The organism is Streptomyces sp. NPDC059850, from assembly GCF_042731515.1.
GTDB lineage: Bacteria > Actinomycetota > Actinomycetes > Streptomycetales > Streptomycetaceae > Streptomyces.
Genome location: NZ_JBHWJI010000072.1, coordinates 1 through 10,546 on the forward strand (window position 1 = coordinate 1; position 10,546 = coordinate 10,546).

At 74.1% G+C, this 10,546-nt stretch carries 10 protein-coding genes; 7 read left to right on the forward strand and 3 right to left on the reverse strand.

The genetic code is table 11. From position 1 onward, the window contains the following. Nucleotides 1-47: 47 nt before the first annotated feature. The 3 genes from ACFV9T_RS37545 to ACFV9T_RS37555 all read right to left on the reverse strand — a co-directional run bounded on the left by ACFV9T_RS37545 (nt 48) and on the right by ACFV9T_RS37555 (nt 1,395). A complete protein-coding gene (locus ACFV9T_RS37545) occupies nt 48-275 on the reverse strand; it encodes a DUF3107 domain-containing protein (RefSeq protein ID WP_039937703.1) in 228 nt (75 codons plus the stop codon). 112 nt (nt 276-387) lie between these two features. Further along, a complete protein-coding gene (locus ACFV9T_RS37550) occupies nt 388-1,029 on the reverse strand; it encodes a TetR/AcrR family transcriptional regulator (protein WP_385447058.1) in 642 nt (213 codons plus the stop codon). Between the two features lie 135 nt (nt 1,030-1,164). After that, complete coding sequence (locus ACFV9T_RS37555; RefSeq protein WP_385447059.1) at nt 1,165-1,395, reverse strand: hypothetical protein; 231 nt, start codon at nt 1,393-1,395, stop codon at nt 1,165-1,167. 132 nt (nt 1,396-1,527) lie between these two features. Here ACFV9T_RS37555 and ACFV9T_RS37560 point away from each other — a divergent pair, with 132 nt between their 5' ends. The 7 genes from ACFV9T_RS37560 to moeZ all read left to right on the forward strand — a co-directional run bounded on the left by ACFV9T_RS37560 (nt 1,528) and on the right by moeZ (nt 10,415). Further along, on the forward strand, nt 1,528-2,604 hold the full coding sequence (locus ACFV9T_RS37560) for an alpha/beta fold hydrolase (RefSeq protein WP_385447061.1): 1,077 nt from the start codon (nt 1,528-1,530) through the stop codon (nt 2,602-2,604). Next, nucleotides 2,588-3,934 (forward strand): DUF3152 domain-containing protein, encoded by a 1,347-nt coding sequence (locus tag ACFV9T_RS37565; protein ID WP_385447063.1) that lies wholly within the window; start codon nt 2,588-2,590, stop codon nt 3,932-3,934. Before ACFV9T_RS37560 ends, ACFV9T_RS37565 begins: the two co-directional genes overlap by 17 nt. A gap of 215 nt (nt 3,935-4,149) precedes the next feature. Continuing rightward, nucleotides 4,150-5,877 (forward strand): DUF3492 domain-containing protein, encoded by a 1,728-nt coding sequence (locus ACFV9T_RS37570; RefSeq protein WP_385447065.1) that lies wholly within the window; start codon nt 4,150-4,152, stop codon nt 5,875-5,877. Next, complete coding sequence (locus tag ACFV9T_RS37575) at nt 5,874-7,340, forward strand: hypothetical protein (protein WP_385447067.1); 1,467 nt, start codon at nt 5,874-5,876, stop codon at nt 7,338-7,340. Before ACFV9T_RS37570 ends, ACFV9T_RS37575 begins: the two co-directional genes overlap by 4 nt. Next, on the forward strand, nt 7,337-8,374 hold the full coding sequence (locus ACFV9T_RS37580; protein ID WP_385447069.1) for an NAD-dependent epimerase/dehydratase family protein: 1,038 nt from the start codon (nt 7,337-7,339) through the stop codon (nt 8,372-8,374). Before ACFV9T_RS37575 ends, ACFV9T_RS37580 begins: the two co-directional genes overlap by 4 nt. Continuing rightward, nucleotides 8,371-9,138 (forward strand): spherulation-specific family 4 protein, encoded by a 768-nt coding sequence (locus ACFV9T_RS37585; protein ID WP_385447117.1) that lies wholly within the window; start codon nt 8,371-8,373, stop codon nt 9,136-9,138. Before ACFV9T_RS37580 ends, ACFV9T_RS37585 begins: the two co-directional genes overlap by 4 nt. Nucleotides 9,139-9,236: 98 nt before the next feature. Further along, the gene (gene moeZ / locus ACFV9T_RS37590) at nt 9,237-10,415 is read left to right on the forward strand and encodes an adenylyltransferase/sulfurtransferase MoeZ (protein ID WP_385447071.1); all 1,179 of its coding nucleotides are present in this window, start codon (nt 9,237-9,239) and stop codon (nt 10,413-10,415) included. The last annotated feature ends 131 nt before the right edge of the window (nt 10,416-10,546 follow it).

Here is a 10,546-nt window from a genome sequence, read left to right on the forward strand (position 1 = left end):
GTGGGAGAGATATCCCACCGGGCCCCGCCGCCGTCGCTGTGGACCGCTCAGAGCGCGCTGAAGCCGACCTTGCGGGCGCTCGGCTCACCGATCTCGACGTAGGCGAGCCGGTCGGCCGGAACCAGGACCTTGCGGCCGTGCTCGTCCACCAGGCTCAGCAGCGGCGCCTTCCCGGCGAGCGCGTCGGACACCGCGCGCTCGACGTCCTCGACGGACTGCCCGCTCTCCAGGGTGATCTCGCGGGGCGCGTGCTGCACGCCGATCTTGACCTCCACGGCCTTGTCCCTCCGACGGTCGTTGTGCGCGGCGTCCGCGCTGTACGCAGCACACATTAGCCCGGGAAACGGGCCCGCTGGGCCGAGCGGGACAAGCCCGCAGCGAACAGGCTTAAGTCCCGGTCTCCGCCCCGTGCAGCGGGAAGCCCGCGATGCCGCGCCAGGCGAGCGACGTGAGCAACTGCACAGCGGTGTCCCGGGGGACGGTGCTGCCGCTGGAGAGCCAGTAGCGCGCGACGACCTGCGAGACGCCGCCGAGGCCGACGGCCAGCAGCATGGACTCGTCCTTGGAGAGCCCGGTGTCCTCGGCGATGACCTCGCTGATCGCCTCGGCGCACTGGAGCGAGACCCGGTCCACGCGCTCGCGCACGGCGGGCTCGTTGGTGAGGTCGGACTCGAAGACGAGCCGGAAGGCGCCGCCCTCCTCCTCGACGTACGCGAAGTACGCGTCCATCGTGGCCGCGACCCGCTGCTTGTTCTCGGTGGTCGAGGCGAGCGCGGTACGGACCGCCTGCAGCAGGGCCTCGCAGTGCTGGTCGAGCAGGGCGAGGTACAGCTCCAGCTTGCCCGGGAAGTGCTGGTAGAGCACGGGCTTGCTGACTCCCGCACGCTCGGCGATGTCGTCCATCGCGGCCGCGTGGTAGCCCTGTGCGACGAAGACCTCCTGGGCGGCGCCCAAGAGCTGGTTGCGTCGGGCTCGGCGCGGCAGGCGCGTACCCCGCGGGCGCGCCTCGGTCTGCTCGATGGCTGTCACGCCGCCTCCCATTGAATGTTGCGAGCACGGTGTCCACCGCGCCCGCCATCGTACTTTTGGGTAACAGGGCCGCGCGCGGTCCGTGCGGAAGTTTTCACGGACTGGACTCTATGAAAAGCCCATAAATGGTGCTGGTCATCGATAGTCCTCCTCGTTTTCCTCGACGACCCGGGCCTGCTCGGCGCGATCGGCCTCGTTGGCCTCCAGCGGTTCGTCGGCGCTCCGGCGGTCGTCGCGGTGGGGGACGAGGTCGTGGTGCTGCTCGGCGGCGTCCGCCTCGGGGGCTTCGACGCTGTAGGGGGCCGAGCTGTCGTTGTCCTCCAGGGCGTTCGCGAAGGTCTCGGGGTCCCTCGGATCGACGGACATGTACTCCCCTTCCCAGAGGCAGGAGATCGCCCCTGTGTACTTACGAGCCTAGGAGAGGTCACTTTCGGACGCTACGTGGTCTGTGAGGGTGAACACACGGTCAGCCATGTGATCGTCTCGTAACATTGGCGCATGTCTTCGACCGAGCCGCCGGAAGCCCGCATCGTTGCCGCGGTGCCCCCCGCGCGGCCCGTGCGGGTCGGTGCGGGTGAAAAGCTGCGTACCACCAGCCTGCCCGGTCTCACGCTGAACGTGCGTACCCGCCCGCCGGAGGTTTCCGGGCTGCCGCCCGCGCTGTTCGTCCACGGGCTGGGCGGCTGTTCGCAGAACTGGTCGCCGCTGATGGAACAGCTCGCAGACCGGCTCGATATCGAGTGCCCTGACCTGCCCGGATTCGGTGACTCCCCGCCGCCCGACGACGGCGACTACTCCATCACCGGCCACGCCCGGGCCATCATCCGCCACCTCGACGCGAGCGGCCGGGGCCCCGTACATCTGGCCGGAAACTCGATGGGCGGCACGATCGCCATCCGCGTCGCGGCCGTGCGGCCGGACCTGGTGCGCACGCTCACCCTCGTCTCGCCCGCGCTGCCCGAGCGGCGCCCGCAGCGCACCGCGGTGCCCACCGGGCTGCTCGCGATCCCCGGGGCGACCCGCCTCTTCAGCCGCGCGACCCGCGACTGGGACGCGGAGCGGCGCACCTGGGAGCTGCTGGCGCTCACTTACGGTGACCCCCGGCAGGTCAGCCGGGAGGACTTCGCGCTGGCGGTCGAGGAGTACGAGCGGCGGCTGGCGCTCCCGTACTTCTGGGACGCGCTCGCCCGTTCGGCGCGCGGCCTCATCGACACCTATGCTCTCGGCGGCCAGTACTCGATGTGGCGGCAGGCCGAGCGGGTCCTCGCGCCCACGCTGCTCGTCTACGGTATGCGCGACCAGCTGGTGGCCTTCCGGATGGCCCGGCGGGCTAGCGCAACCTTCCGCGACTCGCGCCTGTTGACGCTGTTGGACGCCGGGCATGTGGCGATGATGGAGTACCCCGACGTAGTGGCGCGCGGTATGCGCGAACTGCTCGACGACGTCGACGGACGAGACGAACGACAAGCGCAAGAAGCACAAGAAGCACAAGAAGCACGAGACAGACGGGACAGCCGGAAGATACGGGGCGTACCGGTGCCCGGAACAGACGGGAGCGGTGCGGCGCGTGGGTAAGCACAGCGCACGGGGCAGCCAGGAGGACCGGGACCCCGGGTCCGCCGAGGCGGATTCCGCCCCCGGCGCAGGACGTCGGCGACGCTCCGCCGGGTCGTCCGGGCCGTCCGGGCACCCGGCAGGCCCCGGGCGCCGTGAACAGCAGAGCGGCGGCTGGAGTGCCTTCGGCACCGCCACCATGAACGCGCCGGAGCGCCCCGCCGGACCCGCCGCCGGTGGCCCGTCCGGTGGCACCTCCGGGGGCGGCGCGGGCGGGCTGATGCCCGGGCCCCGCAAGGAGTACCTGCAGGCGTTCGACGCCACCGGCACTGGCGCCGACGCCCTGGAAACCGATGGCGAGGACGTCTTCGCCGCCGGTGCGCCCGGAGCCGTACCGCCGCCCCGCCGTACCAGCCCCGGCGCGGGTGCCGATGACGCCCGTAAGAACGCCGCGGACGGCCTCGACGACGGCACGGCCACGGCTGCCGACGGGGCCGACGGGTCCGACCTCGCGGGCAAGGGCGCGCGCGGCGTCACCAAGGGCGGCAAGAGCCGCACGTTCACCGGTATCGCCGCGGCGGCCGTGACCACCGTGCTGGCCGTCGTGGTGGCCGGACAGGTGGCGAACGGTCCGCAGGGCGACGACAAGGCGCGGTCCAAGGGCGGTACGGAGCGCGGCGGCGAGGGCGCCGTGTCGGCCGGTAAGGACGGCCGGACCGCCCCGTCCGCCTCCGCGTCCCCCCAACTCGCCACGTACGACCAGAAGATGGCCGCCCTGTTCCCGCTCGACCCGAAGCTCAAGGGCTCGGGCGCCTTCACGACCGTCCCCGGGAAGGACAAGGCGCCCGGCAAGGGCGACGTCCTGCGCTACCGGGTGGACGTCGAGAAGGGGCTGCCGCTCGACGGCGCGCTGTTCGCCGAGGCGGTGCACAAGACGCTCAACGACGACCGCAGTTGGGGCCACGGCGGCACCCGCACCTTCGAGCGGGTCTCGTCCGGGCGTCCCGACTTCGTCATCACCCTGGCGAGCCCCGGCACCACCGCGGTGTGGTGCGGGAAGTCCGGGCTGGACACCACCGAGGACAACGTCTCGTGCGACTCGGCGGCCACCGAGCGCGTCATGATCAACGCCTATCGGTGGGCGCAGGGCGCCAGCACGTTCGGCGACGACAAGATGCATTCGTACCGCCAGATGCTCATCAACCACGAGGTCGGGCACCGGCTCGGGCACAACCACGAGACGTGCTCCCGGCAGGGCGCGCTCGCTCCGGTGATGATGCAGCAGACCAAGTTCCTGGCGACGGACGGCGCGACGTGCCGCCCCAACGCCTGGCCGTTTCCCAAGGGCTGACGGCCATTCCGCAGGGACCGGCCGACAGCTCGCGGCCGTTATAGCGCCTGACAACGCCTGAAATCCAGGAAGGTCACGGGCGTTCACCCCTTCCGGTGGCGCGACGGACAACCGTCCGTCGCGCCATAGCCATGCGCGCATAACGTGCTCCCGCTGCCCGACGTGCCGAACCGCGGCATGACGGCTTGCTCACATGGGAGATCGGGGGTGCGCTCATGCGCGTGGGACTGCTTACGGAGGGTGGGTACCCGTATGCGACCGGTGAGGCGCGGGTGTGGTGCGACCGGCTCGTGCGCGGACTGGACCAGCACGACTTCGAGGTCTACGCGCTGAGCCGCGACGCCCGTCAGGAGGCCGTCGGCTGGGAGGAGCCGCCCGGGCAGGTGCGACGGGTGCGCACCGCGCCGCTGTGGGGCGAGCCCACCGGGCGGCGGCGGGCGTACGGGCGGCGGCAGCGGCGGCGGTTCACCGAGCACTTCGGGGACCTGGCGGTGGCTATCAGCGTGCCGGGCGGCCCGGACGGCACCCAGGCGGACCGTTTCGCCAGCGGCCTCCACGGCCTCGCCGACCTCGCCCGCGACAGCGGCGGCCTGTCCGCCGCGCTCCGCTCCGAGGACGCCGTCCGCACCCTGGAGCGCGCCTGCCACACCCCCGGCGCGCCGCGCGCCGCCCACCGCGCGCGGGTCACCGATCTGCTGGCCGTGACCGAGGCCCTGGAGCGGGCGCTGCGCCCGCTGTCCCTCGACTGGTACGGCGGCGGTGGCCGCGACCCGGGGCTGTCCGGTGTGGACCTGTGCCACGCCACCTCCGGCGGCGCGGCCGCGCTGCCCGGGCTGCTGGCCAAGCGGCGCTTCGGTACGCCGCTGCTGGTCACCGAGTACGGCGTACGGCTGCGCGAGCACTATCTGCGGCGTCCGGCCGGTCGTGACGGGTCGGGCCCGGTCCGCGCCCTGCTGGCCGCCTTCCAGGGCAGGCTGGCCGCCGAGGCGTACGCGCAGGCCGTGCTCATCACCCCCGGCAATACCCACGCCCGCCGCTGGCAGGAGCGGTGCGGCGCCTCCCCGGAGCGGCTGCGCACCGTCTACCCCGGGATGGACGCCGCGTGCTTCGCCGAGGTCGGCGAGGCCGGAGCGGCGTCCTGCGGGGACGACCGGACGCTGGTGTGGGTGGGGCGGCTCGAACCCGCCAAGGACGTCGTCGCGCTGCTGCACGCCTTCGCCGAGGTGCGCCGGTGGCAGCCGGACGCGCGGCTGCGCGTCATCGAGACCCGGCCCGGCTCCGGCGCCTGGCGCGGCGACGACCCGGCCGATGGTTACGCGGCCCACTGCCGCGCCCTGGCCGAGCACCTCTTCCCCGACGAGGCCGCGAACGCCCACACGCCCGGGGACAACCCGGTCTCCTTCGAGCACGTCGGCGACCCCGAGGCGCCCACCCTGGCGGACGCGTACGCGGCGGGCGCCGTCGTCGTGCTGTCCAGCGTGGTCGAGGGCTTCCCGGTGGGGCTGGTCGAGGCGATGTTCTGCGGCCGGGCCACGGTCTCGACGGACGCGGGCGCGGTGTGCGAGGCCATCGGCGGCACCGGTCTGGTGGTGCCGCCGCGCAACCCCAGGGCGCTCGCCGACGCCTGCCTCGCGCTGTTGCGCGACCCCGAGCGCCGCGCCCGGCTGGGCGCCGCCGCGCGCGCCCGGGCGCTGGAGCTGTTCACCGCCGAGCAGAACGTGGTCGCCTTCCGGGGCATCTACCTGGAGCTGATGTCGCACTGTCCGGTGCGCCGCGAGGAGGTCGGCGCGGGCGGCGCGCCCCTGCCGTTCGCCCGCCCGGCGGAGGCCCACATCCCCGGCCGGTGGACCGCCGGTCAGGGGCTCGCGCACACGCCCCGGTGGGCGGAGGCAGGACCGCCGCCGGGCCGGACCATGGCCGCCCTGTCCGAGGAGGGCGCATGACCGGGCCCGCGCGCCGCGAGCAGCCCAGCGCCCCGGCGTCGGCCCATGAGCAGGGTCCGAAGGGGCGGCGCGGATCGGTGGATCCGGTGCGGGCGCTGATGCACCGCCACCGCGAGCTGTGCGCCCGGGCTGTCGATCCGCTGGAGATCGCCGCTGGTCTTGAGGCCCACGGGGTCACCGACCGCACCGCCGCGCGCTTTCGGCACCGCGATGTCTTCTCGCTCGCCGAGGAGCTGTACGCGCGGGTCCCGCGCGACGGCGACGGTGACAGCGGGGACGACGCTCCCTGCGAGCCCCCGTCCCGGCCCTGGGCCGTGCGGGCGGCGCTCGGGCTGCTCGCGCTGCTGCCCGGTGGGCTGGCCGTGGCGACCGTGATCGGTGCGTACCGGACCGGGACCCCGGTCGTCGGCGCGACCGGTGCCGCCCTGACGGCGGGCGCCCTGTGGCTGTGCCTGCGCCGGGGCCCTCTCGCCGTCGGCGGCCGAGGCGGACGCGGCGGGACCGGCGGGCTGGGCAGCACCGGCGGGCCCAGTGGTAGCACCGGCGGACGCGGCGGGCCTGGCGGCACCGGCAGGCGTGGCGAACGCGGCAGCGGCACCAGCGGCCGAGGCGGGCGTGGCAGACGCGACGGCGGAGACGGGTCCGGCGGGCGCGGCGGGAAGGCCCGCTCAACGGGCCGTAGCGCGGGCCGCCTCGCGGGCCTGCCGGGCGCGCTGCGCACCGGCTGGCTGCTCGCCTACGCCGCCTGCGGCGACTGGCTGTTGGGCGGGCTCAGTGGGCGTACGGCGGGCACCGGCGCCCCCGGGCCGTACGACCCGGCGGCGGCCGCCGGGGCCGCCGTCGTCCTCGGCCTCGCCGTCGCCCCCGCCGCGTGGTGCGCCCGCTGGTTCGCCGTACGGGCGCGCCGCAGGCTGGCCGCCAGCAGCGGGCTCGACGAGTTCGCGGCGGGGGTCCGTCCGCTGTGCGCGGCCACCGCCGTGGCCTTCCTGCTCACCCTGCCGCCGCTGGTGATCGCCGCCCGGCTCGCGGTGCCCGGCGCCGCCGCGGACCTCACCGCCGAGGCGGGCGTGGCCGCGCTGGCCGGGCTGCTGTTCCTCGCCCGGCTGCTCACCGTCCACGGCTTCCGCGCCGCCGCGGCCACCGGCACCGCCGTGGCCTGCGCGGCCGAGGCGGCCGTGCTGGGCGCCGCCGGGGCCGCCCGGCTGCCGGGCTGCGCGGCCCTCGGCGAGCCGGTGCGGCGGCTGGCCGCCGCCCACGGCACGGCCGCCGTCCCCGCCGTGGCCTGCGGGGCCGCCGCGCTCGCGCTGCTGGTGTACGCGTGCGCCGCCCTGTCCCGCGCCTCGGCCCACAACACCCCCACGACGCCCCCCACACCGTCACCCCCGCCCATCCCTACGAGGAGCACCTCCATGAGCGACGAGACGACCGCCCCACACGCCATCCCCGGGGAGGCGCGACGATGAGAGTCCTGCTGCTCGGCTCCGGCGGCTACCTGGGCCGCTACGTCGCCGAACACCTGCTGGCCGACCCCGCCGTCCAGCTCACCGCGCTCGGGCGCGGCGACGACGCCGACGTACGGTTCGACCTGTCCAACGGCAGCCCCGGCGCGCTCACCCGCTTCCTGAACGCGGTCCACCCCGGGGTGGTGATCAACTGCGCGGGCGCGACCCGTGGCGGGGCCCGCGAGCTGACCCGGCACAACACCGTGGCCGTCGCGACCGTCTGCGAATCGCTGCGGCGCAGCGGCTGCGGCGCCCGGCTGGTCCAGATCGGCTGCTCATCCGAGTACGGGCCGTCCCAGCCCGGTTCGTCCACCGCCGAGGACGCCGTGCCGCGCCCCGGCGGCCCGTACGGCGTGAGCAAGCTCGCCGCGACCGAGCTGGTGCTCGGCTCCGGACTGGACGCGGTGGTGCTGCGGGTCTTCTCGCCGGTCGGGCCCGGCACCCCGGCCGGTTCCCCGCTCGGCCGCCTCGCCGAGGCGATGCGGCGCGCGATGCAGTCCGGGGACAGCGAGCTGAAGCTGAGCGGCCTCGGGGTGCAGCGCGACTTCGTGGACGTACGGGACGTGGCGCGGGCCGTCCACGCGGCCTCCCTGTCGGCCGCGCAGGGCGTCGTCAACATCGGCACCGGGCGCGCCGTCCGGCTGCGCGAGGCGGCCTCCGTACTGGCCCGGGTGGCGGGCTTCGGCGGCACCCTGCACGAGGTCGACGTCCCGCCCGGGCGGAACCCGCTGCACCCGGGCGTCCATATCCCGGCCCCCGCGCACGCCCCCGGGCACGCTCCGGCGCCCACCCCGCACGCCCCCGGCCACGCCCCCGGTCACGGCCCCGGGCCGGGGGAGCACGGCGGCGCCACCGCGTACCCCTACCCGGACGGCTGCGGCAGCTGGCAGCAGGCCGATGTGCGCACCGCGCGCGACCGGCTGGGCTGGCGCTCCCGCATCCCGCTGGAGGAGTCCCTCGCGGACATCTGGATGGAGGCCGCGTGTCGCATCTGATCTCCCCGGGCCCCCGGCGCCGCGCCCCGGCCGGGACCCAGCCCGCCGCCGGTCTCGGCCTCGGGGTGCCGGGCTGGGCGCACCCGCTGGTCGCGCCCGTCGAATGGGGTGAGCTGACCCGCCGCGGCACCCCCGTGCACTGGGCCGTCCTGGACGTCGCGCGCGGCCCCGGCTCGTGCCCCGACCCGTACTGCGCCGCCGCGGTGGCCCGGCTGCGCACCGCGGGCGTGCGGGTGCTGGGGCGGCTGGACCTGCGGTTCGGCGCCCGCCCGTTCGGCGAGCTGGTCTCGGACGCCACCCGCTACCTGGACTGGTACCGGCCCGACGGCTTCTATCTGGACCGCTGCCCGTCGGAGCGCCCCGGGCTGGCCGACGTCCGCCGGATCGTCACCACGCTGCGCGCGCTGCGCGGCGGGGCGTACACGGTGCTGGGCCAGGACACCCATCCGTACCAGGACTACGCGGAGATCGCCGACCAGCTGGTGACCTTCCGCGGCCGGTGGGCCGACTACCGCTGGTCCCAGGTCGCCGAGTGGACGGCGGGCTATCCGCCCGAACGGTTCTGCCACCTGGTGCACGGGGTGCCCCGGCCGCATCTGGACGAGGCGCTGCGCATCGCCCGCTGGCAGGGGGCGGGCACGGTCTTCCTCACGGACCGCACGACCCGCCCGGGCCAGCGCGCGGGCTCCGCCGCCCTCTGGGAGACGCTGCCCGGCCACTGGGACGATGTCGTCTCGCGCATCGGACCGTGTGTCATGGAATGAGATGGGGCGTGGCAGTGTTACGAGGAGACGAGAAGACAACCTCCCCGCTCACGCGGGGGTGAACCGTTTAGCCCGCTCCTACTCACTACGGAGTCCTTGTGTCGCTGCCACCCCTGGTCGAGCCGGCTGCCGAGCTCACCGTCGACGAGGTCCGCAGGTACTCACGCCATCTGATCATCCCGGACGTCGGCATGGAGGGCCAGAAGCGGCTGAAGAACGCCAAGGTGCTCTGTGTGGGCGCGGGCGGTCTCGGCTCGCCCGCCCTGATGTACCTGGCCGCCGCCGGTGTGGGCACGCTCGGCATCATCGAGTTCGATGAGGTCGACGAGTCCAACCTGCAGCGCCAGATCATCCACAGCCAGTCGGACATCGGCCGCCCGAAGGCGCAGTCCGCGCGGGACACCGTCCTCGGCATCAACCCCTACACGAACGTCGTGCTGCACGAGGGCCGCCTCGAGGCGGACAACGTGATGGAGATCTTCTCCCAGTACGACCTGATCGTCGACGGCACCGACAACTTCGCCACCCGCTACCTGGTGAACGACGCGTGCGTGCTGCTGAACAAGCCGTACATCTGGGGTTCGATCTACCGGTTCGACGGCCAGGCGTCCGTCTTCTGGTCCGAGTACGGCCCCTGCTACCGCTGCCTGTACCCGGAGCCCCCGCCCCCCGGCATGGTCCCCTCCTGCGCCGAGGGCGGGGTCCTGGGCGTGCTGTGCGCGTCCATCGGCTCCATCCAGGTCACCGAGGCCATCAAGGTGCTCACCGGCGCGGGCGACCCGCTGCTCGGCCGCCTGATGATCTACGACGCCCTGGAGATGACCTACCGCCAGGTCAAGGTCCGCAAGGACCCGGACTGCGCGGTCTGCGGCCCGAACGCCACGGTCACCGAGCTGATCGACTACGAGGCCTTCTGCGGTGTCGTCTCGGACGAGGCCCAGGAAGCGGCGGCCGGTTCGACGATCACTCCCAAGCAGCTCAAGGAGTGGATCGACGACGGCGAGGCCATCGACATCATCGACGTCCGCGAGCAGAACGAGTACGAGATCGTCTCGATCCCGGGCGCCCGGCTGATCCCGAAGAACGAGTTCCTGATGGGCACCGCCCTCCAGGACATGCCGCAGGACAAGAAGATCGTCTTGCATTGCAAGACGGGTGTCCGCTCCGCGGAAGTTCTGGCCGTCCTGAAGTCCGCGGGCTTCTCCGACGCCGTCCACGTGGGCGGCGGCGTGATCGGCTGGGTCAACCAGATCGAGCCCGACAAGCCGATCTACTGACAGCTGTGTGAGAGGGGCGCGGGCCGGCGCCACGGGCGGTGCGGGCCCCGCGGCGCGCAACCGCCGGTGTTTGCGCCGGGCGGGCCCCTCCCCGCGAGCAGATATGCGGTAACCGGGTTGGTGCAGGGTGT

Excerpts from the sequence above, each read along its gene's own strand:
- ACFV9T_RS37575 (WP_385447067.1), top strand. The coding sequence starts at position 5,874 with ATGACCGGGCCCGCGCGCCGCGAGCAGCCCAGCGCCCCGGCGTCGGCC.
- ACFV9T_RS37555 (WP_385447059.1), bottom strand. The coding sequence starts at position 1,395 with ATGTCCGTCGATCCGAGGGACCCCGAGACCTTCGCGAACGCCCTGGAG.
- ACFV9T_RS37570 (WP_385447065.1), top strand. The coding sequence starts at position 4,150 with ATGCGCGTGGGACTGCTTACGGAGGGTGGGTACCCGTATGCGACCGGT.
- ACFV9T_RS37580 (WP_385447069.1), top strand. The coding sequence starts at position 7,337 with ATGAGAGTCCTGCTGCTCGGCTCCGGCGGCTACCTGGGCCGCTACGTC.
- ACFV9T_RS37560 (WP_385447061.1), top strand. The coding sequence starts at position 1,528 with ATGTCTTCGACCGAGCCGCCGGAAGCCCGCATCGTTGCCGCGGTGCCC.